This is a genomic window from Amycolatopsis sp. lyj-90 (assembly GCF_046549035.1).
Taxonomy (GTDB): Bacteria; Actinomycetota; Actinomycetes; order Mycobacteriales; family Pseudonocardiaceae; genus Amycolatopsis.
Genome location: NZ_JAJPWP010000001.1, coordinates 676,740 through 702,965, shown reverse-complemented (window position 1 = coordinate 702,965; position 26,226 = coordinate 676,740). Strand labels below are relative to the sequence as shown.

At 68.3% G+C, this 26,226-nt stretch carries 17 protein-coding genes; 9 read left to right on the top strand and 8 right to left on the bottom strand.

The window, feature by feature from the left end; genetic code table 11:
* Window positions 1–142 precede the first annotated feature (142 nt).
* Complete coding sequence (locus tag ACLJPX_RS02800) at window positions 143–4,312, top strand: hypothetical protein (protein ID WP_410598571.1); 4,170 nt, start codon at window positions 143–145, stop codon at window positions 4,310–4,312.
* Window positions 4,313–4,433: 121 nt separating this feature from the next.
* Here ACLJPX_RS02800 and ACLJPX_RS02795 read toward each other — a convergent pair whose 3' ends face one another.
* Entirely contained in the window at window positions 4,434–5,153 is a 720-nt protein-coding gene (locus tag ACLJPX_RS02795; protein WP_101608353.1) for a S1 family peptidase, read from the bottom strand.
* A gap of 482 nt (window positions 5,154–5,635) precedes the next feature.
* Between ACLJPX_RS02795 and ACLJPX_RS02790 the strand changes: the two genes are divergently transcribed.
* The gene (locus tag ACLJPX_RS02790) at window positions 5,636–6,331 is read left to right on the top strand and encodes a nitroreductase family protein (RefSeq protein ID WP_410598570.1); all 696 of its coding nucleotides are present in this window, start codon (window positions 5,636–5,638) and stop codon (window positions 6,329–6,331) included.
* Window positions 6,332–6,505: 174 nt separating this feature from the next.
* Window positions 6,506–7,900 carry a Gfo/Idh/MocA family protein gene (locus ACLJPX_RS02785; protein ID WP_410598569.1) on the top strand — a complete coding sequence of 465 codons (1,395 nt, stop codon included), beginning with the start codon at window positions 6,506–6,508 and terminating at the stop codon, window positions 7,898–7,900.
* On the opposite strand, the gene ACLJPX_RS02780 is transcribed toward ACLJPX_RS02785, so the two are convergent.
* Window positions 7,893–8,693 (bottom strand): adenylate/guanylate cyclase domain-containing protein, encoded by an 801-nt coding sequence (locus tag ACLJPX_RS02780; RefSeq protein ID WP_101613232.1) that lies wholly within the window; start codon window positions 8,691–8,693, stop codon window positions 7,893–7,895. The genes ACLJPX_RS02785 and ACLJPX_RS02780 overlap by 8 nt on opposite strands.
* Before the next feature lie 227 nt (window positions 8,694–8,920).
* Between ACLJPX_RS02780 and ACLJPX_RS02775 the strand changes: the two genes are divergently transcribed.
* The gene (locus tag ACLJPX_RS02775; protein WP_410598568.1) at window positions 8,921–9,517 is read left to right on the top strand and encodes a DUF6801 domain-containing protein; all 597 of its coding nucleotides are present in this window, start codon (window positions 8,921–8,923) and stop codon (window positions 9,515–9,517) included.
* 82 nt (window positions 9,518–9,599) lie between these two features.
* Window positions 9,600–10,415 (top strand): hydrolase, encoded by an 816-nt coding sequence (locus ACLJPX_RS02770; RefSeq protein ID WP_410598567.1) that lies wholly within the window; start codon window positions 9,600–9,602, stop codon window positions 10,413–10,415.
* Here the strand turns inward: ACLJPX_RS02770 and ACLJPX_RS02765 are convergent.
* The 6 genes from ACLJPX_RS02765 to ACLJPX_RS02740 are packed head-to-tail and all read right to left on the bottom strand — an operon-like array spanning window position 10,408 to window position 18,598.
* Entirely contained in the window at window positions 10,408–11,721 is a 1,314-nt protein-coding gene (locus ACLJPX_RS02765) for an MFS transporter (protein ID WP_410598566.1), read from the bottom strand. The two genes, ACLJPX_RS02770 and ACLJPX_RS02765, sit on opposite strands and share 8 nt — an antisense overlap.
* Before the next feature lie 21 nt (window positions 11,722–11,742).
* Window positions 11,743–12,603, bottom strand: coding sequence for a DUF3592 domain-containing protein (locus tag ACLJPX_RS02760; RefSeq protein ID WP_410598565.1), 861 nt, complete (start codon window positions 12,601–12,603; stop codon window positions 11,743–11,745).
* 9 nt (window positions 12,604–12,612) lie between these two features.
* Entirely contained in the window at window positions 12,613–13,140 is a 528-nt protein-coding gene (locus ACLJPX_RS02755) for a hypothetical protein (protein ID WP_101608358.1), read from the bottom strand.
* A 58-nt stretch (window positions 13,141–13,198) separates the two neighbouring features.
* Window positions 13,199–16,231 (bottom strand): tetratricopeptide repeat protein, encoded by a 3,033-nt coding sequence (locus ACLJPX_RS02750; protein WP_410598564.1) that lies wholly within the window; start codon window positions 16,229–16,231, stop codon window positions 13,199–13,201.
* Window position 16,232: 1 nt separating this feature from the next.
* Window positions 16,233–17,288, bottom strand: a complete 1,056-nt coding sequence (locus ACLJPX_RS02745; RefSeq protein WP_410598563.1) for a hypothetical protein — start codon at window positions 17,286–17,288, stop codon at window positions 16,233–16,235.
* Window positions 17,285–18,598 carry a hypothetical protein gene (locus ACLJPX_RS02740; RefSeq protein WP_410598562.1) on the bottom strand — a complete coding sequence of 438 codons (1,314 nt, stop codon included), beginning with the start codon at window positions 18,596–18,598 and terminating at the stop codon, window positions 17,285–17,287. The genes ACLJPX_RS02745 and ACLJPX_RS02740 overlap by 4 nt, the downstream gene beginning before the upstream one ends.
* Before the next feature lie 131 nt (window positions 18,599–18,729).
* Here ACLJPX_RS02740 and ACLJPX_RS02735 point away from each other — a divergent pair, with 131 nt between their 5' ends.
* From ACLJPX_RS02735 to ACLJPX_RS02720, 4 genes are all read left to right on the top strand, one after another.
* Complete coding sequence (locus ACLJPX_RS02735) at window positions 18,730–20,442, top strand: ABC transporter ATP-binding protein (RefSeq protein WP_410598561.1); 1,713 nt, start codon at window positions 18,730–18,732, stop codon at window positions 20,440–20,442.
* The gene (locus ACLJPX_RS02730; protein ID WP_410598560.1) at window positions 20,439–22,184 is read left to right on the top strand and encodes an ABC transporter ATP-binding protein; all 1,746 of its coding nucleotides are present in this window, start codon (window positions 20,439–20,441) and stop codon (window positions 22,182–22,184) included. Before ACLJPX_RS02735 ends, ACLJPX_RS02730 begins: the two co-directional genes overlap by 4 nt.
* A gap of 19 nt (window positions 22,185–22,203) precedes the next feature.
* On the top strand, window positions 22,204–22,761 hold the full coding sequence (locus ACLJPX_RS02725; protein ID WP_410598559.1) for a TetR/AcrR family transcriptional regulator: 558 nt from the start codon (window positions 22,204–22,206) through the stop codon (window positions 22,759–22,761).
* A gap of 473 nt (window positions 22,762–23,234) precedes the next feature.
* The gene (locus ACLJPX_RS02720; protein ID WP_410598558.1) at window positions 23,235–26,219 is read left to right on the top strand and encodes a family 16 glycoside hydrolase; all 2,985 of its coding nucleotides are present in this window, start codon (window positions 23,235–23,237) and stop codon (window positions 26,217–26,219) included.
* Window positions 26,220–26,226 lie beyond the last annotated feature (7 nt).

The following is a 26,226-nucleotide window of genomic DNA, read 5'->3' as shown; positions in this document are numbered from 1 at the left end:
GGAACGCTGTCGGTTCGGGTGGGCCGATGTGGTCGATGCCGGAACGCACCGGAAAAATAGGCGCCGAGCACGGCATCGTCGCAGCTGACAGCCGTCCGGCGGACGTCCGGCCCGGACGTCAGGGACTTGGAAGGAACACCGGATGACACCAGAAGACCTCGCTGACTTCTGTCGTGAGCTGAAGGAGTTCTTCCAGCAGTCCGGCGCGCCTGTCACTTCCCCGGAAAGGTTCGGAGGTCCGCGAAAGAGCCGAGTGTCGGAGATACTCAACGGGGCCAAAACGCTGCCCGACCTGGACCAAGTGGTCGCGATCGTCAACGCAGGCCTTCACCACGCGAAAGCGCCACTGCCGAACAGTTCACTGGAGTACTGGCGCAGCCGGCACGCGATGCTCGAGTCCTCCCCGCCTCCCCAACGACTACTGCCGCCAGACCACTGGCCGACCAGTGCGACTGCGCATCCGGCGTGGGCGCGGGCCGAGGACAAGGAACGGTTCCACGACGAGGTCGCGAAGATCGCGGCGCATCTGGGCGAACGACGACAAGCAGCCGAAACCGCGCTCGCCGGGTCACCGTGGCTCGACGCGGACCTGACCGAACGGGTCGAACGACGAGTCGTCGACCTGATAGAGCTCGTCGATCTCCGTCCGACCGGTGCCGAGGCCGCCCTACTGGTGTTGGCACCCATGGTGCACCGGGTGCGCATTCTCGAAGCAGCGGCCTCACACGTGCACGTCAATCCGACGAGTTTGCGTCCTGAGCCAGAGGGCGGAGTGGAGCGACGACAGTACGAACGGTTTCTGGAAGGAGCTCAGCAAAGCCGACTGGTCTCCAGGACCGAACTGCCGGAGCGCCACGACTCCGTGGTGCCCATCGGATGGTGGATGTTCCACCAGTGGGCGACAGGAGCACTCGACTGGCAGCTCTCACGGGCGATGCCCTTGCCGAATCCCGCCTCGCGCGAGCTCTACTCGACCCTTGATCGCCTGACAAAGCTGTTTCACCTGACCCCCGGTGATCTGCGCAGCAGACACGGCTTGCGGCAGGAGGCAGATCATCTCGGCCTTACTCCCAAACCTCAAATCGTCCGCGAAGTCTTGATCGGCTTGCTTCTCGTCGTCGCCTGGGAGCAGGCCATCGAGCTGACCGCCTTGCCGATGACCGTGGTGGAGCACATCGGTATTCCGCACCCCGTCAAGCTCGAGGAATTGCAGACGACAGTCACCCAAGCGGACTGGGTACGGGTCGAGGGTGTCGGGATCGGGTTGAACGCTCATTGTCAGCATGAGGCGGTTCTGGAAGCGCTGAGAAGCCACGTGGGCCGCCTCGACGCGGTGTTGTCCGCCGTTCGGGAACTGGCCGGGAGCATCCGCTTAGAGCCGTTACGATTGTTGCCGCCGCATGCTTCAGCCGACCTCGTGAAGCCGGCTACAGAGGACACGCGGCCGGTCTTCTTCACGCCCGTGACACGTTTTCGTCTCGACGAGACGCGTATTCGCGAACTGCTGATGGGCGAACAGCTTTACGGCGACAAGTCCCTGGCGATCCGGGAGCTGTATCAGAATGCCTTGGACGCTTGCCGCTATCGCAAGGCGAGACACGAGTTCCTGCGCAAGGCACGTGGGATCATGTTCGACTGGGCGGGTCGCATCGAATTCAAGCAGGAGACGCGCGACGGACGTCACCTGCTTCATTGCACGGATACCGGCATCGGAATGAGCGAGTCCGAGTTGCGAGAGGTCTTCTCCCGGGCAGGCGCACGCTTCGCCGACCGCCCGGAATTCCTGGAGGAACAAGAAAAGTGGAAAGAAGAAGACGTTGAGTTCTTCCCCAACAGTCGTTTCGGAATCGGAGTCCTGAGCTACTTTATGCTCGCCGACGAGATCGAGATTCGTACTCGCCGGATGGATCCCGAGGGTCACAAACACGGTGAAGCACTGCGAGTGATGATCGCCGGACCTGGCCACCTGTTCCGCATCGAACCACTGGATGAAGACATGAGGCCCGGAACAACGGTCACCCTGTATCTTCGGGACGACGCAGAGGCCGAGTCATGCGTCGACATCCTGCAACGCCTCCTCGGGATCGCGGAGTTCGAGACCACGGCGACACACGGAGACCAGACCGCGGCTTGGACACCGTTCCGGCTGGAATCCCGCCCCTTCAGCGGCACCAGAGGACTGCATGCCTCCGGAGAACTGGTACACGGCGAACGAACCGATTGTGGCCAGGTGGTCTGGTGTGAAAACGGCGGCGGTCTCCTCGTCGACGGCATTCACGTGCAACCGGCAAAGCGCACCGGCGTATTCGCCGGGGAGGCGATTTTCCGGGGCGCCATCGTCAATCTTTACGGAATTGGCGCTCCTCGACTTACAGTCGATCGAAGCAAGACCTTGGATGATGTCGCACCATTGACTGAGCGACTACTCAAAGAGTCCGTTGCCACGCTACGGAAGATCGATCCGATGTTCCTGTCCCTGGAGTGGCTGCTGCACGTTACTCGCACAAGCCCAGGAACGGCGGACATAGTTGCGCTTGAAATCTCAAGACACAGCACCACCTGGCGCGCCAGAATCGGATCCGCAGAGCTTCTCGACGGCGGTCGTTTTCGGTGCGACGTAGGACTGATTCGTCGCCTTTTCCACCACTATGTACATCGGGGCCACAGGTCGACCCTCACCAGTCGAGCGACAACAGTCATTTTCGCACATAGTTTGCTTTCTTTATCTGTTGCCAACAACCTGCCACCGCTGATGCCTTCAGTAAACCTCATCCTGGAGACTTTTCAAGACAACACATACGGGCCACATTCCGATGAAGTACCACCAGGAATAGTGCTCAGCATCGCTCGAACTCTGGGCCACAATACAGCTACCATCGCCAGCCAGCTTACGCTACTTGGCTTTGCAGTGCCGGAAATCGACTGGAGCTCACTACGGAAGGCGGTCGACCAAGTCGACCTCATCGTGACAAGCGCCGATTCCGACGGCCTGTCACCGTGGCTACCTCCGGCTGCCGCCATATCGGTGATGCAGATCATCAACTCTGCCTACTCCGCGAAACGAAGTCCGCGTGAGATAGCCGAAAGGTACAGGTTCTTCGGTTTTTCCACAGCTCCCATTGATCGACTACCTTCCCGTCTTACCCGATGGGATGTCGACCTGATCAGCCTGGATATCACCGGCGGGTACCCCTGGCTGCCCGCAGAATGGCCAGCGGATCCGGCCCGAGTACATCTACTGGCCGCAATACTGAGATGGGAAGTACCGGCAGTCGTGGCCAGATTCCGCGAACTGGGCTTCACCGTGGATGATGCCGACCGAACACCGGAATGGCTTGACACTGTCGGCGTCGGCCTGAAACGGGTGTTCCTAGAATGCGCCGTTCACGATGGCGACAGCATCCCGCGGTCCCAGGTAGTGCGAGCTGCTATTTTGTGGAATATCCCCCCCAGCGAGACAGTCCGCAGGTTCGAGGGCATGCGACTGACGGTCGAGGTCGACGAAAATACCATGCTCGACCTTCAAGAGAAGGATCTCGCACTTCTTTCTCGACAGTGGCTCGACAGCGACATGCCTTCAGGGCCCGTGCGAGCTTCACTTTCGCGCTTGCACAAAATCTCGGAAGAGGCGGGAGTCACGATCATCGATGCCGCCGAGCGACTCGCCACCCACGGCTTCTCACTTCCCAAGGAAGAAGTCTGGCGACGGGATTGGGATCCAACAGATCGCTGGTTACTGCAATTCAAAAATCCCCAGGTTTCCATCCCGGAATGGGAGAATCGCCGCGACTTCGAATTCCTCTTGGAAGCTGCACGAGAGTCAGCCGTACCCATAACCGAGGTAGCGGAACGTCTCCATCGCATGGGATTCGAAGTCCCCGATGTCACTCACCTGAGCAAGAATCTGACTGAATTTGACCACTCTCTGCTGGCGACGGAAAAGTACTGGCTGGGGAAGCGGCCAGCCGGGAGCACGGTTCCTCTCGCCTTCATGGCCCGAGCCGCCGACCGCACCGGCGCGCCGCTTCACCGCACCATGGTAAGAGTATTAGAGCTCGGATACGCTGTGCCGTCGATCGGCCGGATGCCGATACGCCTCGACCGCCTGGACATGGACTTGTTGAGCCGCGTCGGGCTCGGCACACCCATAACGATGAAAGATGTCCTTCGGCAAGCTCTGTGGTTCGAGGTGTCGCCTGAAGAAATAGGCGCCCGACTGGCTGCACTGGAGTTGGATGTACCCGATATCGAGAAGGAACTGCCCAAGATCTATGCCCGCGTACCCGGCTACGCCAGTGGAAAAGATGGTTGAGCAGGCTGTGCCCTGAAGATGTCCAGCAAGATCAGGCACCTACTCCTCCGCCGATCACCGCTTCGACAGTACGGAGCCCTCCCCGGCAACAACCGAGAAGGGCTCCGCTCACACCAAGGGATCAGACGCCGGCGATCTGCTGGATCCAGGGCCGGTACCGCGTGATGTTCGTGTACGCGGTCGTCGTCTGGCGGTCACTGGTCGACGCGACGCCGACCTGGCGGCCGGAAGCGAACATCGGGCCACCCGAGTCTCCACCGGCGGTGATGCCGTCGCCGCGGCTCGCGCACACCGCGATGCCGCCGTTGTAGTCACGGCAGGCGACCGAGGTGACCCGGACGTTGGCGACCTTCAGGTAGCGCGACTGGCAGTTGATCTCCGAGCCGCACTGGCTGGTCGCGCCCCAGCCGTAGACCTGCACGGTCTGGCCGACGGAGACGTTGGCGGTGGTGCCCAGCGGCGAGTACGTGGCCGTCACCGGCGCAGTGAGCTTCACGATCGCGAGGTCCGCGCTGGCGTGGCGGGTCACGGTCGAGCCGGTGGCCATGGTGCCGCCGCTCTGCTGGTCGAGGCTGCCGATCCGGAAGGTGAACGTGCCGGCGCTGGCCACGCAGTGCTTCGCGGTCAGGATGTATTGCGGTGCGATGATCGTCGAGGTACACGTTTGCCGGCCGTTGGCGAAGAGTCTGGCTGCCCAGGGGCCGCTCGACGCGTTCTGGCCGCCGATGATCATCGGCTGGACATCGGAGGACGGTTCCGCGGCGGACGCCACGGGGGCGGTCACGCCGAGCATTGCCGCGAAGGCGGTGCCGGCGATCAGGGCGAATGAGCGCAGTCGCATGGTTCCGACTCATTTCTGCGGCGAGGGGCACTGCCGCGTACCGAGGGAAGGATCGGCCGATTCTGTTACGCGGCAAAGGAAATCGGACACCTCCGAAAGTCGCGTAGAAGGTACCTATCTTTCCGTTTCGGCCACCGTTAGGTGTTTGGTCCAGGTATCCGGGCCATGCCGTCTACGCCGGCCGGGCGATGTATGGCCCGATCGGCGGCCACTACGGAGACAGATGGCCGCATAACTTTAGGGACATAGCACCAAAATGAGTGGCCCCAAGGCATTCCGCCTGCGACGTTCGCGCGGCGAGGATCGATGTGACGTTCCGTCTTTGGAACAGGAAGATGGGCGACGACGAGAACGGCTGAGGTGGCTCTGACCTGGCTGACGAGCCCGTCGAGCTCGCCGCCGACTGGTTCCCACGCCCGAAGAAACGGTACCGAGCACGACAAGGCTTCCGGAAAGCCCCGTCCACCACCACAATCGGGATCATGACCGCAGCACAGTGGACCCCGACCTATGGCGACCCCTTCGAGCCGGTGCCCTACCACCCCGCCCGCATGTCCGCGGACGAATCGCTGGCCACCGCCGCCGATCTGCGCCGCCGCATGGACACCCGCCGCACCGTGCGGATGTTCTCCACCGACCCGGTGCCCGAGCAGGTGCTGGTGGACGCCATCGCAGTGGCCTCCACCGCGCCCAGTGGCGCGCATCAGCAGCCGTGGACCTTCGCCCTCATCAAGGATCCCGCGACCAAACAGCGGATCCGCGAGGCCGCCGAAGAGGAGGAACGTGTCTCCTACGAGGGCAGGCTCGGCGAGGAGTGGCTATCCGCCTTGCGGCCGCTGGGCACCGATGCCGTCAAGACCCACCTCACCGACGCCCCGTACCTCATCGTGGTCTTCCAGCAGCGCTACTTCCTCGACGAGGACGGCACCAAGCACAAGCATTACTACGTGGACGAGTCGGTGGGCATCGCGGTCGGGATGCTGCTCACGGCGTTGCACCTGTCTGGGCTGGCCGCGCTGACGCACACGCCGTCGCCGATGCGGTTCCTCGGCGAGCTTCTGGAGCGGCCGCAGAACGAGAAGGCGTTCGCCGTCATCCCGGTCGGTTACCCGGCCGACGACTGTGTGGTGCCGAACCTCGTGCGCAAGTCGATCGACCAGGTGCTGATCCGCCGCTGACCTCGCACGTGACCCGGGTGCGTACGCGCACCCGGGTTGCGTGAAACATCCGATTCCACACAGTCAAACTGCGCATTAGTGCAGTTTACTGCTCACTTTGACGCATCTCTTGACATATCTGGCGGCGATTGGACACAGTCTGGGCACCGAAGGCGACACGAAGGAGTGTTCTTCATGGCGGACCTGCCCTCTGTTTCCCGGCGGACCCTGTTCGGTGGCGCGCTCGCCGCCGGAGCGCTCGCCGCGATCCCGGTGAGCGCCGACGCCGCAGAGACCACCGGTGCGGAAAGTTCACCTCGCCGCCCTGGTCAGCGCAGCATGATCGGGGTGCCGTTCGAGCGGCACCAGACCGTCCGGATCGGGCTCATCGGGCTCGGGAACCGCGGGATGTCCATGATCGGCGGGTGGAGCGCCGTACCGGGCGCGGTGGTCACCGCGGTCTGCGACATCCGCGCCGAGCGGGCGAAGGCCGCGGCGGACAAGCTCGCCGCCGACGGGCGACCGCGGCCGGCCGAGTACGGCGGTTCCGCCGACGCCTACAAGAAGATGCTTTCCCGCACCGACATAGACCTCGTCTACATCGCGACGCCGTGGGAGTTCCACTATCCGCAGGGCAAGGCCGCCCTGGTCTCCGGCAAGCACGTCGGGATCGAACTGCCCATCGCCACCGAGCTCGACCAGCTGTGGGATCTCGTCAACACCAGCGAGCAGACCCGCAAGCACCTGTTCCTCGCCGAGAACTGCAGCTACGGCCGCAACGAGCTGGCCATCCTCAAGATGGCGCACGAGGGTGTCTTCGGCGAGGTCACCAACGGGCACGGCGGCTACCTGCACGACCTGCGCGAGCTGTTGTTCTCCGACACGTATTACACCGACGCGTGGCGCCGCAAGTGGCACACCCGCAGCACCGCGAGTTTCTACCCGATGCACGGTCTCGCTCCCATCGCCGCCTGCATGGACGTCAACCGCGGCGACCGGTTCGCCACCCTGCGCGCCACGGCGACCGAGCCGAAGGGGCTCGCCGACTACCGGAAGCGGCACATGCCGCCGGGTCACCCGTCGTGGAAAGAGACCTACATCAACGGCGACCTGGTCAGCTGCTTGATCGAGACCGAGCAGGGGCGGATCATCCGCGCCGAGCACGACGTCAGCTCGCCACGTCCGTACAGCCGCATCAACAGTCTCGCGGGCAGCCGCGGCATCGTGGAGGACTATCCCGCGCGTATCTACGTGGAGCCCGACCACAGCGGTCACGCGTGGAAGGACTTCGGGCCGTACCGCGACCGCCACGACCACTGGCTCTGGAAGAGGCTCAAGGACGACCCGAACCTCGGCGGTCACGGCGGCATGGACTACGTGCTGCAGTGGCGGATCGTGCAGCAGATGCGCGCCGGGCTGGTGCCCGACATCGACGTCTACGACTCCGCGGCCTGGTGCTCGCCCGTACCGCTGAGCGTGGTCTCGCTGGCCCGCGGCGGGAAACCGGTCGCGGTGCCGGACTTCACGCGCGGCGGCTGGTCGAAGCCCCGGGCGGGGCTGGATTCGCAGCCGTCGGACATGCCTAAGTAGCCGAATAGCGAGGTACGACGCGGTAGACCTGGAGATCCTTCGGGGTCCCCTTGGCACGGAAGTTCCGGCGCGGGCGCACGATGACGGCGTCCGCGTCGAGTTCTTCCACGACGCTTCCGCTGGCCAGCACCTCGTCGCCGTCCGCGGCCGCCATGATCCGGGCGGCGATGTTCACGTCGACGCCGAGGTAGTCGTTGCCGACCCGCTGCGGGTTGCCGCGATGCAGGCCCGCCCGCAGGTGCGGCAGGTAGCCCTCCGCCTTGATCACGCTCACGGCGGAACACGTCTCGTAGGCGGCGTTCACGGCTTCGCCCGGGTCGGCGAACACGGCCATCACACCGTCGCCGAGCCCCTTGACGACGCTCCCCCGGTGCCCGGTGACGATCGACTCGGTGACATCGGCGACCGCGCGGAGCAGCTCGAGGACGCGGTCGTCGCCGGCGTGCAGCGCCCAGGTCGAGAAGCCGACGAGGTCGGTGAACAGCACCGTGATGCCGTTCGCGGCCAACGGCTGGTTCCCGGACCGGCGGACGGCCTGCCAGGCCTGCACCGCGGCCAGCCCCAGCTCACGGGTGGCGCTGGGGCGATCGGCTCCCGCCTCGGTGAGCAGCCGGGCGAGCCTGTCCGACGAACGGCCGGTCGACGGCGCCAGCGGGTCACCGGGCGCGTCTTCCCCCGGGACGAGCTTGCGGAGGAACCGCGCGCCGCGCACCAGTTCGCCACGCTGGTCCGTCGCCCGCAGGAACTTGCGGGTCCGGAGGTGCCATGGCTCGGGTCGGTCGGTCACGATCATGACCATAGCCGGTCACCTCCCGACCGGAGCACCTGTCACCGGGGTGACAAGAATCGCCGCCCCATTTCCCCTTTGCGCTTTCGCGTGACAATTAACGTTCCGGCCATTCCGCATACGCGTGACAAGATCGGCACGTAAAGAAAATGTACGCGATCTTTCCCTTTCCTCGTTGGTGACTTTCCACCTAGATTCGGCGTCGAGCCCATTCAACGACGAAAGGACCTGACATGACGGAAACCCTCGTACGAAAGGGTGTTCGCCGGTTCTGCGCGGCCGGGATCGCGGCCGCGGTCGCCGGAACCGTAATGCTCACCGCGGCGGGAACCGCGGCCGCCGTCGAAAAGAATCTCACGTACAAGGGCGGCTTCCCCATCATCGGCGACCAGCAGGTGGCCGTGGTCGTCAAGGCGGAAATCCCGGCGACCGCCCAGGCCGGAACGCCGATTTCGGTGCCGTTCACCCTCGACGTCGATTCCGGGCAGGCCGCGGGCGACGGGCTCCGGCTGGTCGGGGCCAAGAAGCTCTCCGGCACGATCAGCTCGAAGGTCAACATCGCGCTCGGCGAGCAGCAGGTGTCGATCCCCATCGAGCTGCCCATCCCGGACACCGAGGTGCCCGCCGAAGGACCGCTGAAGTTCACCGCGTCGGGCCAGGTCGACTTCACCATCCCGGCGGGGACCCCCGCCGGTGAGGCGACCAGCAGCGTGGACCCCGCGGCGACCTCGCACATCGTCACCGACAGCTCGCTCGGCGAGTTCGACGTCCAGCTCGCGCTCGACCCGCCCGACCAGGACGCCGTCCTCGGCAAGACGACCGTCAGCTGATCACCCGTCTTCCCCCGGCTCGCCGAGCCGGGGGAAGACGCGTCTTGACCTCCAGCGCGCTGGAGATTGCACGCTGTCGGTCATGTGGATTTGCGACAGGTGCGGTATCGAACATCCCGCCACCCCGGAGCCGCCCCGGTGCGTTCTCGACCGTGGAGAGGTCGGCATCGAAGAAGCCGGTGACCTCGGCGCGCACACCGGACGCTGGTGGACGCACGAGGAACTGGTCTCCGCGCCGCACAGGACCTTGCACCGTGATCACGGCCGCGGCCTGCACAGCATCAAGCGGGACCCGCATTTCGCCATCGGGCATTGGTCGTTCGTCGCGGTGACCCCGGCGGGCGCTCTGCTCTGGGACCCGCCGTCCTGGTTGGACACCGAAGTGCTCGACCTCGTGCGCGGGCTCGGGGACGTCACCGCGATCGCCACCAGCCACCCGCACATGTTCGGCGCCCAGCTCGGCTGGAGCCGCGCGCTGGGCGGAGTCCCGGTGCTGGTCAACGAACGCAATCGCGAGTGGCTGCCCGCGCCCGATCCGGCGTTCGAGTTCTGGGACGAGCGGCTCGAACCCTTGCCCGGCCTTGAACTCGTCCGGCTCGGCGGGCATATGCGGGGCAGCTCCGTGGCCAGGACGCCGGACGGCAGCATCCTGGCCGGCGACACGATCACCGGCGGGCTCGCGCCGGACTGGGTTTCGTTCCAGCGGAACTTCCCCAAGCACATCCCGATGTCCGCCGCCGTGGTGCGCCGGATCGTCGACCGGCTCGACGAGTTCTCCTACGACCGGCTCTACACCCTCGGCGGCGACGCCATCGACCGTGACGCGCGCGCTGTCGTGCGCCGAAGCGCCGAGACCCACATCCGGTGGGTCCGCGGCGACTTCGACCACCTCACTTGATCGCGTTCTGCTCCTTGCGGCGGAAGGACAACGCGATGAACCCCGCCATCGCCATGAAGAACGCGACGGCCCACATCCCGGCACGGAAGCTGCCGGTCAGGCCCTGCAGCCAGCCGGTGAGATAGGGACCGACGAAGCCCGACAGGTTGCCGAACGAGTTGATCAGGCCGATCCCGGCGGCGGCGCCGACGCCGGTGAGGAAGGCGTTGGGCAGCTGCCAGAACACCGGGATCGCGGTGAACACGCCGATCGCACAGAGGGTCACCGCGATCATCACCAGCAGTGGCGAACCCAGGTACAGCGCGACGGCGATCGAGACCGAGCCGACGAACGCGGCGATGGCGACGTGCCCCGCCCGTTCACCGGTGCGGTCGGAATGGCGCGCCCACAGCACCATCGCCACGGCGGCCACGGCGTAGGGAATCGCCGTGATGAGCCCGATCTCCACGACGCTGTACGTGGTCTGGAACTGCTGTTGGAAGCCCTTGATCACCTGTGGGAGGAAGAACGCGAGCACGTAGAGGCCGAAGATGATTCCGAAGTAGACGGCGCTCAGCGCGAGCACGCGCGGATCGGTCAGTGCCGATCGCGTGCTCACCTCCTTGCCGACCTCGCGGGTGTCCTCCGCGTCGATGGCCGACTGCAAAGACGTGCGCTGCACCGGAGTCAGCCATTTCGCGTCCTTCGGCCGGTTCGGCAGCAGGAAGAACACGGCCACGCCGAGCAGGATCGAAGGCACTCCTTCGGCGAAGAACATGAAGCGCCAGCCCGCGTCGAAGCCGAGGACGCCTTCGCCGTTCTGGATGAGCAGGGCGGAAACCGGGCTGCCGATGACCGACGAGAGCGGCACCGCGAGGAAGAACAGCGCGACGATCTTGGCTCGTTGCTTACGCGGGAACCAGTAGGTCAGGTACAGGATGATGCCGGGGAAGAACCCGGCCTCGGCGATACCGAGCAGCACCCGGACGATGTAGAAGCTGACCTCGCCCTGGATGAACGCGGTGGCCGAGGCGACGATGCCCCAGGTGACCATGATCCGCGCGATCCAGATGCGGGCGCCGACCTTGTGCAGGATGACGTTGCTGGGTACCTCGAAGAAGAAGTACCCGACGAAGAACAGGCCGGCGCCGAGCCCGTAGGCGGCCGAGCTGATGCCGAGGTCGGCGTTCATCGTGAGCGCCGCGAACCCGACGTTGACCCGGTCGAGATAGTTGAGCAGATAGAGCAGCCCGAGGAACGGGACCAGCCGGATCATCGCTTTGCGGACCGCTTGAGAGGTGGACACCTCTGCCGTCTGTTCGTCCATCCGCGGGAGTGTAGAGGGCGGTCAAAACATCGGGGGCAGGAAGGCACCGAGGTTCCCGCCCGCGGCCCGGTCGGCCGGGTCCGGGTCCACCTGGACCGAGTCCGGATTTCGCGGGTCGTAGGTGACCTTCACCGTCGAACCGCGGGACGGGGCTTGCAACGGCGGCGTGATCATCGTCGAAATGACCGTCCGCTCCCCGGCGTCGGTCGGGAACCGGACCTGCACGGTGAACCTCGGATTCCCCATCACCCAGACGTTCGTGAACTCGACGCCGATGACCTGCCCCATCACCTGGACCCCGGACTGGGCCAGCGCCTGCGCGCGGTCGTCCGCCTCCGCCTTGGTGACGAACGCCCGCCCCAGCACCATGACCATCACCAGCGCGGTCACCCCGGCCACCGCCGGCACGAGATACGGCTCGTAGTAGACGACCCAGTCGACGTCGGTCCACGGTTCGGCCGCGCCGCCGCCGGACGGCAGCCGTTGCCCCACCGACTCGGGCGGTGTCCACGAGGGAATCGCGGCGCCGCTGCCCAACGCCACCCCGACGGACGCGGCCAGGCTGCTCGCCCGGAAGCCGAGGCCCATCCCGCGCAGTGACATCCCGCCGCCCCACAGCATCGCGAACCCGAGCGACGAGGCGACCGTGATCGAGATGCTGAAGAGCAGGACGAGCGAAACCGCCGGGCCCGCGTCGGCCCCCCACGCGTCGACGCGGTTGAGCGACATCAGCCGGAAGCCGTCCAGCAGCCCGAGGGCGCCCGACCAGCCCGCGACCGCCCAGGCGAGCGTCGTGGGCACGCCGAGCAGCCACAGGCGCAGGCCGGGACGGCGGGCCTGCCGGGGGTCTCCCGGCAGGCCGAACTCGAAGGATCCGAACATCTCAGCCGCCTAACCGATCGGGCCGAACACGGCGACCTTCGCCGGGTCGGCGGGGTCGACGCGGGCTTCGTGACGAGTGCCGGGCGCGTACTGCTGGATCGTCGCCAGCGGAGTGATCAGCTGGGCCACCGTCTGATACGTGGTGCCGTCGGCGCGGGTGACCTCGAGCGTCGCGGTGTACTGCGCCTGCCCGGCGATCCTCCGGCCGGTCGGCTCCAGCCCGCGGATCACCAGGGTGGCGGGTTCGCAGGTGTCGTAGAGCCGCCGCAGTTCGGTGCCGTAGGCCTGGAGTTCCTGCTGCTGGCGCAGTTGCTCGTCCATCGGCAGCGCCAGGAACGCCGCCATGTCCGGGTCCGCGTTCATGTTCCGGAACGCCTGCGCGGCCAGCTGCGGGGTCGGCAGCTGCGGGGTGATGTCGTGCCCCTGCGCGGCGGCGGCCTGCCGGAACTGCTCCGCGTGCCGCTGGAAGTCCTGCTCACCCCGCGCCATGCCCTGCTGCGTCGCGTCGTTGATCTTGTCGCGGATCTTCTTGAACATCGGGTCCCGCCTTTCGCTGTGTCGTTCTCGATGAACACAGCTTCGGCCGGGTGGACCGCTACCGAACCCAGGTTTTCCCGTCGTCAGTCGCGTCGAGGCAGGTCAGGGGCGCCCAGAAGACCGGAGAGTTCGCGGGTTCGGGCTCTTCGCGCCAGCGGGCGAGCCGGGACCGCTGCCAGGCGTTCAGCTCGGTGACCGGATCTTCACCGGCGAGCGCGGTGTCGACGGCGATGACCAGTTCGGACATCGGGTCCGAACCGGGCACGGCGGCCGAGGTCGGCAAGGCCCAGACCGTGGCCGCGACCAGTCCCGCTCCGGCCGCGACGGCGGCGAGCAGCACGCCGAACGGTTCGGCCAGGCCGAAATCGCTCGCGCTGGCGCAGCCGATCAGCGCGACCCGCGCGGGCATGGTGTCCACTTCGGACAGTGCCAGATCGGCGGCGGTGTACGGCCGGTGCGGTCCGATCGGCGCGGCCGAGCCGGGCAGGTCGGCCGAACAGGACAGGTGCAGCGCGGTCTGCGCGCCGTACTCGTCGCGCACGCGGCTGACGTGGCCCACGAACACCAGCCGTGAGCAGGGCCGTGACAGGAGTTCGGCGAGCAGACGGCGGTCGGTGTCGGTGCGGCGGACCAGGTCGAGCCCGCGTGCGGCCTCGGGAAGGACCGGGCCGTCGGCGAGCCGCGCGTCCAGATGGCGGATCAGCGGCGACGTCGCGTCCTGCTTGCCGAGTACGGAACCCAGCTCGCCGAAGGCGCTCTGGCCGGGGATCCGCGGGTCGAGCAGGTAGACCGGCGGGCCGTCGGCGGCGGGCGGGCGACGCGGGATCCCGGCCGGGGCGAGCAGCGAGACGTCGGCGACGTCGAGGACGCGTTCGTCGCTGTCGAAGCAGGTTCCGATCTCACCGACGTCGAGGACGTGGTCGGCCCGCCGGTCCGGCAGGGCCAGCAGGCCCCACGGGACACCGGCGAGGCTCGGGGACGGCTGGATCCGCAGGAGCGGGCGGTTTCCTTCGGCCGCGGAACGCCGGAGCCGTCCGACCAGGTCGGCGGGCAGGAGATTGAGGGCGAGGACACGGGCCAGGCGTTGCTCACCGGCGAGGCTGCCGAAGGCTTCTTCGCCCAGCGAGCGCCGGACGGCGTCGGCCACACTCTCGCCCTCGTGCGGCGTCGGGGAGGCTGCGTCCAGGAACTCGCGAGCCGTCCCGACCAAGGCGAACTCGATCGGATGGGTGTGGACGGTGTCGAGGTCTTCGGTGGTCCGCCAGGTCAGGAAGGTGTGCCCGGCGTCGGCGAAGCGCAGGAGGAACGTCTCACGCCCGGGCCTCCCGGCGGGCCAGGTCTCGACGGTTTCGACGGCGAGCCCCGGCAGGCGATACCGCTCGCCGGCGAGGCGGTGCCACCGATCCAGCTCCATGGGCGAGGACGGCGACCAGCGCAGGGCGGGTGGCGGAGCGAGCCGGAGCGGGAGCGAGGACGTGACGGAACCCAGTGCCGCCAGGGGAAGGCGATCGTCCTCAGTGGACGGGAGGACTTCGAGGGTCGGCAGCGTCCCGGTCAGGTCGAGCGACGGCCCCTCGACCCCCGTGTACGCGCCGACCGCGCAGGTGCGCTCGATCAGCTCGGCCGCGAGCCTCGGCTCCTTCAGCCGGGTCAGCAACGTCAGCGCCAGCCCCATCGTCGGAGCCGCGATGTCCCGCGCCCAGGCCGTGCGCGCCTGCGGCGAGACGAACTCGAACCGGTACTCCGCCGCCGCGAGCGCCAGCGGGAGCACGAGATCCAGCACCGCCCGCAGGTCTTCCCCGCGGGCGCACCCGATCGTGGCCGCCACGAAATCCGTGTGCAGGTGGTCGGCCCACTCCCCCGACTCACGCGCCGATTCCCTGGCGCGGGTCGCGTAGTCCTCCGCCGTCGCCCAGTCGCCTTCCGCCGCCGCGCAACGGGCCAGTGCCGTGTCGACGAGGCGGAGGCCCTGGGCGTCACCGTTGGCCGTCCGGATCGTCTTCGCGTGCTCGAACTGTTCCCTCGCCTGCGCGACGTCGCCCGTGTACAGCAGCAACATGCCCAGCGCGTGGCTCGCCTCCGCGACGTCGCCGGTCAGGCCCGCCGCCGCGAGTTCGTCACGGGCGGCGGCGATCGCGGCGACCGCGCCGGGGAAATCGCCCGCCAGGGCACGGGCCTCCGCCAGCCCGATGTCGGCCTTCGCGGCCACCGGGGCACCCGCGTGCTGAGCGCTCAGCCTCAGCAGATCGGCCCGCGCGTCCGCGTCCTCGCCACCCGCATGGCGGATCCGGGCACGTTCGGCCCTGGCCATGGCCTGCTGCTGGATGGTCCGCTCGCGGATCTCCTCGACCTCCGCCATCGCGTCCAGCGCCACCAGGATCTCGTCGAGCGCGACCCGCGCACCCGCCAGATCCCCGGCGGCGATCTGGACGCGCACCTCGAAGATCCGCAGTTCCATCTCGTCGGAACCGTGGACATCGAGCAACTCGGGCGGATACTGGTCCGGCCCCGCGTCCTTGCGGAACGCCGCCCGCCGGCGCTGCCCGGCGATCAGCTCACGCGCCTCGGCGACGTCGCCCGCCTCCGTGGCCAGGGAGATGAGCACGCGCTCGGCGACCTCCCGGGAGCCTTCGATCATCCGCGCCTCGGCGAACTGTCCGAAGTGGACGATGGCGGCGGCACTCACCTTGAAGACCTGGAGCACGGCCTCCGCGCATTGCCTCGCGTTGCGCAGGTCCCCCGCGGAGTAGCAGACATGGGCCAGATCGCTGACCGCGGCGAGGTCGAGGTCGGTCCGGTCGAGCTTCTGCGCGATCTCCCGCATCCGGGCGTACTTCCGGTGCGCGCCGGCGACGTTCCGCAGCGCGGCGAGCTGCTTGGCCTGGTCCTGGACCTTGGCGGCCTCCATGAGCAGCTTGCGGTACTGGCGTTCGGACAGCGAGCACGCGGGCACCTCGCCGTACGGAGCCGGGTCGAGCTCGAAATGCCTTGCGACACAACGACAGTTGTAGCCGTGTGAAGTCGCGGGACTCAGTTCGGGCGGGAGCGGGCGGTCCGGCGGGGTCTGGGGCGGCGGCATGCCGACGAGCACGTCAGAACTCCTCTTCGGTGGAAGCGGCCGCCGCCCGTTCGGCGAGTGTCCGGTCTTCCGGCGGGCGAGCCCGCACGAGCGCGACCACTGCCGCCCGGTCCTCCGCCGTGGTCCCGGCGACCCCTTCCGCGGCAACGCCGACGACGAGCCCGATACGTCCACTGTGGACGCCCGCCGCGAGACGGGACGCGGCGTCGTCCAGGTCCGCCGTCCCGGTGAACCGCCCGGCGCCGAGTGCCAGGGGCGCCTCCGCGAACGGCTCGCCGTCATGGGTCGCGACAGCGGTGAGCGCCGCGTCGGCGAACGCCCCCGCGACGTCGACTTCGAGCCGGGTGGTCGCCGCGGCCGTGACGATCCGCCAGGTCACCGTGCCTTCGGCGGCATCCAGGACCCCGGGTGGAACCCGCGCCCAGTCGACGCTCGCGCGTCCGCTCGCCAGTACGCCTTCTCCCGGAACGCCCGATTCGGTGCCCGCGGCCAGCGCGTACGCACGCTGACCCGGTGCCGCCGTTTCCAGACGCACCAGCACTTCCGCCGCGGCTTCGGCGCGCACGACGTCGTCCTGCTCGTCGAACCAGACCGAGAGGCGGGTGCACAGACCCCGGACGTCGGCGGCGACCGGCGGCGCGGCGGCAAGGAGGGCGTCGTCCGCGCTCGCCGTGTCGAACAGCTCGGCGGGGGAAGCTTCGAAAGCGTCGAGGAGACCTTCTGCCAGGTCCTCGACCGCTGCCGTCGCGACCGCCGTTTCTAGGTCCAGCAACGCCGGGTCGAGCGACGGGACTCCGAGCGAAGGACTGGCCGGCCACCATCGGCGCAGCCAAAGCAGCAAGGCGAGCCTGCCCAGTTCCGGGCTCGCGGGGAGATCCGCCTGACCCTGGCCGATCACGGTGAGACTGGTTTCCGCGCCCACGAGCCGGGTCAGCCACGGTTCGGCGGCCCCGGCATCGCTGAGTTCGATCCGCATCGAGGACGTCCGGCCGCCGAGCAGGTCCGCGAGGGCGAACCGGATCAGGGCGCCATCCGCCGCGACGACGGGGCTGTGCACCGGATGCGTCACGACACGGCCTCCAGATCCGGCAGGCGGGCCACGAGCGCGCGGCGCACCTTCGTCCGCAGATCCAGCGAGGTCGACCGGACCACGCCGGTGACGAGGTCGCGGACGTCGGCGGCGTCGGCGGGCAGATCGCCGCGGACGTCGAACCCGTGCAGCCGGACCCACAGCCTGCTGAGGAACTGCTTGGCGAACTCACGCAGATCGCGCAGGAGTTCGGCGTCGGGCCGCGGGGTGAGCGGCGTGGCCCCGGCCAGGGCGCGGCGGGCGTGCAGCACGTAGCCCTCCCGCGCGACCTGGGCGTTGAGCTGCCGCGCGAATTCGGGGACACCCGCGGGCGCGGCGCCGTCGAGCGGCCGGAGCGCGGGCGCGAGGACGACACCGAGCGCGAAACAGGCCGCCAGCGCGGGAAGGCCGAGCCCGAAACCGGCCGCGACCCGGGCCAGTTCGTCGTCGACGAGGTCGGCGACGGGAGCCCGCTCGTCCGGGGGAAGACGGCGCAAGGTCGCGCGGACCCGCCGTTCGACGCTGCGTTCGAGAAGTTCGGCGCCGGTTTCGTCACGCCGGTTCAACGGCGGGACGGCGGTGCGGTCCCCGCGCTGAAGGCCGAGGTCCGGCACGGGCAGCCCGGAGATCTCCTGAACGGCCGTGCGCAAGGTTTTCGCCCCGCCCGGCCTTCGCAGCGCGAGCCCGAGGGCGTGCCCGGTCTCCGAACCCGCGAGGGCCCGCCAGGTGGTGTCGGAAAGGCTCTCGACGAACGCCTGGAGCGCGGCGATGTCCTGCGGCACGACGGACTCGGCGTGCCAGCGGCGATGCAGTTCCGCGGTCAGATCGGCCGACAGCCGGGGATCCGTGAGGTAGCCGGTGAGCTGATCGACGCCCGCCACGCCGCCCTCACCGTGCAGATCGCGCAACGCCGCCTCGGCCGTCGCCGTCGCGTCCGGGCCCGGTGTGCCGAAACCGGTCGCCAGCTCGTACGCCAGCGGGAAGCACACGTCCTGGACGTTGCCCGCCGTGATGCGCAGGGCGCGGCGCTGCCGTTTCAGGTGGGTGAACCACGCGGCCGTCGCGCGCAACCTGTCCGCGTCGGCCAGCAGCAGTTCCGTCAGCTCCGCCGCGGCCGCCGGGTCCAGCACGGGACGGCCGAGCCGGGGACGCGCCGCCGTCCGGATCACCAGCGGGTCGATGATCTTCTTGATCGTCCGGGTGAGCGGGCCGCCGTCCGCCGACGACAGGACCTCCACCCCGGGGACGCTCGCCCATGCCTGCGCGAGAACGGCCGACCGCAGCCGGGACTCGCCCGATCCCGTCGTCAAACGCCCTCCCCTCGCGCTGTTTCACTCTATCGGAGCCAGGCGCAGTGACCCGCGTCACTCACACCGCCCTTGACTGACCGTCGGTCAGTGGAACTAAGGTAACCCTAAATCAACTAGCGAAGGGGGTGCCGGTGGGACGCATCATGACGCTGGCGACCGGAGTACGCGGCTATCTCGCCATCGGCGTTCTCCTGCGCGTCGCCGTGACTTGCACCTACATCGGCCAGGGGCTCCTGCTCGCCAGGGTCCTGGAGCAAATGCTGACCGGACACGGGATCGGCGAACAGATCAGGCCGCTGGCGGGGGTCGGGGCCGTCGCCCTGCTCCGCTTCGGGCTGACGTGGATCGCGGAGATCGTCAGTCAGCTCACCGCGGCCGCGACCAAACAGGAACTGAGGACGCGGGCGTTCGCGAAACTGGCGGAACTCGGCCCCGGGCACACCTCCGGTGAACGCACCGGCGAGCTGAAAGGCGCACTCGTCGAGGGCATCGAGTCCCTGGAGGCGTACTACGCCCGCTATGTGCCCTCACTCGTCGCGGTCGCGGTGACGCCGGTGATCGTGCTCGCGGTGCTGGCGGGACACGACCCGTGGTCCGCGGTGATCGTGGCGGCGTTCGTCGTCGCCGCGCTGATCCTGCCCAAGCTGTGGTCGCGGATGCTGAAGCGCCGCGGCGACGAGCTGATGACGGCCTATCTCGGGATGAGCGCGACCGTGCTGGACACGCTCCAGGGTTTGGTCACGCTCAAGGCGTTCGGCGCGGCCGGACGGCGCCGCGAGGAACTGGCGACCGTGTCGGACAGGCTGATCACCGGCTGGAACCGGGTGATGGCGGTCGCGCTGATCGCACAGATGATCTACACGCTGGCGATCGTCGGCGGGGTCGCGGTGACCGTCGCGGTCGCGTCCGTCCGGGCCGTGAACGGGTCACTGGACGTCGCCGCGTTGTTCGTCGTGCTGGTGCTGTCCGGTGAGGCATTGCGAGCGGTCGGCGTACTGGCCACGTCGTTCCACGCCAGTTACGACGCCGCGAGCGCGGCCGACGTGCTGCACGGGTTGTTCGCCCGGCGGCCACCCGCTCCGGAGCGCCTGGGGGTAGCTCCGGCGGAGGGGGTGACGGCGTCGGTCGGCTTCGAGGGCGTGTCCTTCGCCTACAAGGAAGGCGAGACCGTCCTCAGTGGACTCTCCCTGCATCTGGCGCCGGGAGAGGCGGTCGCCGTCGTCGGCCCGTCGGGGGCGGGGAAGTCCACGCTCGTCGCGCTGCTGCAACGCTTCGTGGATCCCGGCGCCGGGCGGGTGACGCTGGGCGGACACGACCTGCGCGATCTGCCGCTCGGGCAGATCCGGTCGATGATCGGGCTCGTCTCGCAGGACACCTATTTGTTCGGCGGCACCATCCGGGACAACATCGCGCTCGCGCGCCCGGACGCCTCGGACGAAGAGATCGCCGCCGCCGCGAAGGTGGCCGACATCCACGACTTCGTCACCGGCCTGCCGGACGGCTACGCCACCGAGGTCGGGGAACGGGGCCTGCTGCTCTCCGGCGGCCAGCGTCAACGGGTGGCGATCGCCCGGGCCGTCCTGCTGGACGCGCCGATCCTGGTGCTGGACGAGGCCACGGCCAGCGTCGACGCCGCCACCGAGGCGTCGATCCAAGCGGCGCTGGGGAGGCTGACCCGGAACCGCACCACGCTGGTGATCGCGCATCGGCTCTCCACCGTGCGCGACGCGGACCGCATCGTCGTGCTCGACGCGGGTGTGGTCCGCGAAACGGGAACCCACGACGAACTCCTAGCCCGCTCCGGGCGCTACGCCGATCTCCTCTCCGCACAAGGAGCCTCATGAACGCCGTCGTCACCTCCCCGCTCCGTGCGACGCTGAATCGCGCGCGGCAAGGGAAAACCACCCTGGTGCTCGCCTTGATCGGCGGTGTCGCCCAGCACGCCGGGGCCGTCGTCGCCGCGGCCGCAGGCGCCTGGCTGATCGCGACCGCCGTGACCGGCGCCGGACCCGGCGGCCTCTCCCCCGGCCTGATCGTCCTCGCCGCGGCCGTCGTCGTCGCGGGCACCGGGACATGGGCGGCCGCGCAATTCGGGCACGCCTTCGCCTTCCGGTATCAGGCCGGTCTGCGGCTGGCGCTCTACGACGGCTTGGAACGCAGCGCTCCCCGCGAACTGCAGGGGCGGCGGACCGGCGAGGTCGCGGCGATCGCGATGGGCGACATCGAGCAGCTCGAACTGTTCTTCGCGCATCTGCTTCCCGGCGTCCTCAACGCGGTGACCATCGGTGTCGCGAGCGTCGCCGCCCTCGCCACGATCGACGTCCGGCTCGCGGCCGCGGCGGGGGCCGGAATGCTGTTGACCAGCCTGGTGCCGATCATCGTGGCGCGCCGGACCGAACGCGACGGGCAACGGCTCCGGGAGGAGATCGGCGGCCTGAACGGCGACGTCGTCGACGGGGTGCAAGGAATCCGCGAGCTCCTGGCCTTCCGTCAGGTCGGCGCGTGGCAGGCCAAGCTCACCGCGCGCACGTCGGCGATCCGCCGTCACCAGCTCGCGCACGGACGCGCCGTCGGCTTCCAGAACGGCGTGACCGATCTGCTTTCGTCGGCCACCACGATCACCGTGCTGATCACCGCGGTGGTCCTGAGCGCGTCGGGTGGGATCTCACTGGTGACCGCGACCGTCGCGGTCGGCCTCGTCATCGCCGCGGTGCGCCCGGTCACCGAAGTGGTCGAGATGGCGGGACAGCTGTCGCCGCTGCGCGCCAGTGCCCGCCGGGTGGTCGAGCTGATCGACCAGCCGGCGCAGGTTCCGGACTTCGCGAACGCCACGCCGGCCGTCAGCTCCCCCGCCGTGCGCTTCGATCATGTGTCGTTCTCCTACGAACCCGGTCGTCCCGTTCTCGACGACGTCTCGTTCGAAGTCCCCGCGGGCTCGACCGTCGCGATCGTCGGGCACTCCGGCGCGGGCAAGTCGACCTGCGTCAACCTGCTGCTCCGGTTCTGGGATGTCGGCCGGGGCGCCATCACCCTCGGCGGCAACGATCTGCGGGACTTCCCGTTGGCGGGACTGCGGGACCACATCACGGTCATCCCCCAGGACGTCTACCTGTTCGACGCCACCATCGCCGACAATCTCCGCCTCGGGCGGCCCGGCGCGACCCTCGCCGAACTCGAAGCCGCCGCCCGTGCGGCCAACGCCCACGACTTCATCGAAGCGCTGCCCGAGGGATACGACACGAAAGCGGGTGAACGGGGGCTGCGGCTCTCCGGCGGCCAGCGGCAGCGCCTCGCCATCGCCCGCGCGCTCGTCACGCCCGCGTCGGTCCTGGTCATGGACGAAGCCGCCTCGAACCTCGACACCGAAAACGAACGAGACATCCAGGCGGCGCTGCGGAATCTGCGCCGCGGGCACACCACGATCATCATCGCGCACCGCCTCTCCACCATCCGCGGCGCCGACCGCATCGTCGTCCTCGACGCGGGCCGGGTCGCCGAAATCGGTACCCACGAAGACCTCCTGGCCCGGGGCGGCCCCTACGCCCGGCTCATCGCGGCGCAGCACGGCGGCGTCGTCGGAGCTTGAGCCGTCCTAAGCTGGGGGCATGAAGAGCACGGCACCCAGGACCAAGCCCTCGGACGAGCGCCGGACCGATCTGCTCGACGCGGCCGAGGAACTGGTCCAGAACCAGGGGGCCGAGCGGTTCACCGTCGAGGACGTCACCACGGGGGCAGGCGTCGCGAAGGGCACGTTCTATCTCCACTTCACCAGCAAGGGAGATCTGCTGGACGCGCTGCGGGACCGCTACGTACGCCGGTTCGCCGAGCTCCAGCTCTCCGCCGCGCGCGCGGACGGCGGCATCGCCGGGGTGCGGGCGTGGATGCGGGCGGGCGTCACGGAGTACCTCCGCGACGTCCGCCTCCACGACGTCCTCTTCCACCCCTCGACACGCGGCGAGCGGGACACGCCGAACACGGTGGTCGACACGTTCGCGGAGTTCCTGGCGTCGCTGGACTCACCGCCCGCGGATCCGGAGACGACGGCTCTGATCCTGTACTCGGCGATGCACGGGGTGACCGAGCACATCGTGCACACGCCGGGGACGGATGACCGGCTGCTGGCGGGGCTGGACCGGCTCGTCGATTCGATGCTGGGGGTTTGACGGGTCCTGAGTGGCGATTCGGGTTCTATCAACGGGTAAGTCAAGTGGGGCGTGACCAGCCTCTTCGGTGAAGGACCCCTTCGCTGGCTTCAAGGTTGAGAGGTGGCCTTCGCGGCGTGGTTCTGGACCGGCCTGCGGGCGCCAGCCATTCCCCGAGTGTCCCGTGTGGACAGTCAGGATGTGACCGGTCCAGATCCGCGACACTGAAGGCTCCCTTCACCGCATCGGACGCAGCGAAGCGAGCCTTCAGCCCGTCACGTTCGAGCACCTTGGCCGCCTGGCAGTACGTGAAGGCCTCCTTCCCTACCCTCACGGTAGGGAAGGAGGCCTTCACGGACCTGCGACCAGGCGCGGCGCGACCATTAGGACTAACTTTCGTCCGAGTAGTACACACTTTCGTTGACTTCGGACGAAAGTCCTCTTAGGTTCAGCGTCGTCACAGAGGTGCTCCGCCGCCGACCCGAGGAGCAACGATGCTTCCGTCCGTCCGCAAGCGCTTCAACCGGTCCATCGTCGCCTCATTGGCGCTGGTCACGGGCCTGTCCGGGCTGGTCGCAGCCCCGGCCGAAGCGGCCATCCCACCCCAGCAACCAGGTGTCACGCTCCGCACGTACGACCTCCAGCGCGAGATCACCAAGCTCTGCGTGATCAAGTCCGGGCAGACGCCCAACGTCGACAAGCTGATGCCGACGATCAACTGGACCGGCACGGCCGACTTCGGGCTCAACGAGCAGTTCGTCTCCGAGGTCATCGCCAACGTCAACATCGCCACCGCGGGCCAGTACGAGTTCCGGCTCACCAGCGATGACGGCTCCCGGCTGCGCATCGACGGCCAGACGGTGATCAACCACGACGGCCTGCACTCGGGGACACCGGCGACCGGCTCGGTCCAGCTGAGCACGGGGTATCACGCGCTGCGGATCGACCACTTCGACAACACCGCCGACCAGCAGGTCACCCTCGAATGGCGGCCGCCGGGCGCGGCGGGCTTCGCGCTCGTGCCGAATTCGGTACTCAGCACCGACGCCGACGTCGTCCGGGTGACCTCGCCGGGGCGCAAGGAGTGCGAGGGCGCCGCGGATTCACCCGGTGACGGGCTGCCGCTCAACGCCGTCCACCCCGGCTTCACGCTGACCAACCTGCGCCCGAACGGTTTCCAGCCGCAGGTCACCGGGATGGACTGGCTGCCCGACGGGCGGCTCGCCATCGCCACCTGGGGCGGGTCCGACAAGGTCCTCGGCGAGGTCCACGTGCTGAGCAACGTCAGCGGCAACACGGACCCGAGCAAGGTCCAGACCAAGCGGGTCGCCAGCGGGTTGAAGGAACCGATGGGCGTCAAGTACGTCGACGGCAAGCTGTACGTGTCGGAGAAGACTCGGCTCGTCGAACTGAACGACACCAACGGCGACGAAGTAGCCGACAACTACCGTACGGTCGCCACCTGGCCGTTCGGCGGCAACTTCCACGAGTTCGCGTTCGGCCTGCTGTACAAGGACGGCTTCTTCTACGCCAACCTTTCCGTGTCCATCAACTACGGCGGCGCCACGACCGACCCGCAGCCCGCGCCGAACCGCGGCACGACGATCAAGGTCAACAAGGCCACCGGCCAGGTCTCCTACGTCGCCGGTGGGCTGCGCACGCCGCACGGTATCGGCTGGGGCCCGGAAGGCGACGTCTTCGTCACGGACAACCAGGGCGGCTGGCTGCCGGCGAACAAGCTCGTGCGGGTCAAACAGGACCGCTTCTTCAACCACTACACCAATCCTCCCGGCCCGTTCGACTCCAAGCCGGTGACCGCGCCCGTGTTGTGGCTGCCGCACAACGAGATCGCGAACTCGCCGAGCAACATGGTCATGCTGTCCCAGGGCCCCTTCGCCGGGCAGATGGTGTACGGCGACGTCACCTACGGCGGGCTCCAGCGGGCCTTCCTGGAGAAGGTCAACGGCGAGTACCAGGGCGCCGTTTTCCGCCTCACCCAAGGACTCGAGTCGGGCGTCAGCCGGATCAGCCTCGGGCCGGACGGCGCGATCTACACCGGCGGGATCGACGGCGGAGGCAACTGGGGCCAGCCCGGCAAGCTCGCCTACGGCCTCCAGAAGGTGACGCCCAACGGCACGAACGCCTTCGACATCCGCGCGATGCGGGCCGTCGCGGGCGGATTCGAACTCGAGTACACCCAGCCCTTGTCGGCCGACACCGCGCAGAACCTCGCGGCGAAGTACCAGGCGCAGCAGTGGCGCTACCAGCCCACCGCCGCGTACGGCGGGCCGAAGGTCGACGAGCAGACCTTGTCCGTCACCTCCGCGAGCCTGTCCCCCGACCGCAAGAAGGTCACGCTGCAGGTGGCGGGGCTGAAGGCCGGGCACGTGGTGCACGTCCGGTCCCCGCGTCCGTTCGCTGCGGAATCCGGCGCGGCGCTGTGGAGCACGGAGGCGTGGTACACGCTCAACTCGCTGGTCGGCGGTCCGCCGGCGAGCACGACCTACGAGGCGGAGCGGGCCGCGCTGAGCGGTGGCGCCGCGACCAACACGAACCACGCCGGCTACGCGGGCACCGGGTTCGTCGACGGATACTGGAACCAGGGCGCCGCGACGACGTTCACCGTGAACGCGCCGAAGGCCGGTGCGTACAACGCGGCGTTGCGCTACTCGAACGGCCCGGATCCGGCCCCAGGGAACAAATCCGTGACCGTCTACGTCAACGGCGCCAAGGTCAGGCAGGTCAGGCTCGCCAGCACCGGTAACTGGGACACCTGGAACTCCCAACCGGAAACCCTCACCCTCGCCGCCGGGAACAACACGATCTCCTACCGCTACGACAGCGGCGACGCGGGCAACGTCAACCTAGACAGCCTCACCGTCACCGAGTCCCAGCGCATCCAGCTGTTCAAGGGCACCGATCTGAACGCCTGGGAGAAACGCGCTGGCGGCGCCGCGACCTGGCCGGTGTCCGGCGGCGCGATGGAGTCGAACGGCGGCGACATCCGCACGAAGCAGCAGTTCGGCGACTTCCGGTTGCACGCCGAGTGGAACGAGCCGAACTATCCGCCGGAGGTCACCGGACAGCAGAGGGGCAACAGCGGGATCTACCTCCAGGAACGCTATGAACTGCAGGTGCTCGAATCCTTCGGGGACACCACGCTCGCCAACAACGAAGCGGGCGCGATCTACTCGAAGAAGGCGCCCGACCGGAACATGGCGACGGCTCCCGGAACCTGGCAGACCTACGACGTCACCTTCCGCGCCGCCCGGTTCGACGGCGCCGGGAACAAGACCGACAACGCCCGCGTGACGGTGGTCTGGAACGGTGTCGTGGTCCACAACGACGTGGCGATCGACGGCGGCACGGGCGACAACATCCCGGAGAGCGCGGGCCCGGGGGCGATCCGCCTCCAGGACCACGGTGACCCAGGTGAGAACCCGAAGTTCCGCAACATCTGGATCGAGCCCATCGGCTAGCCCGGGC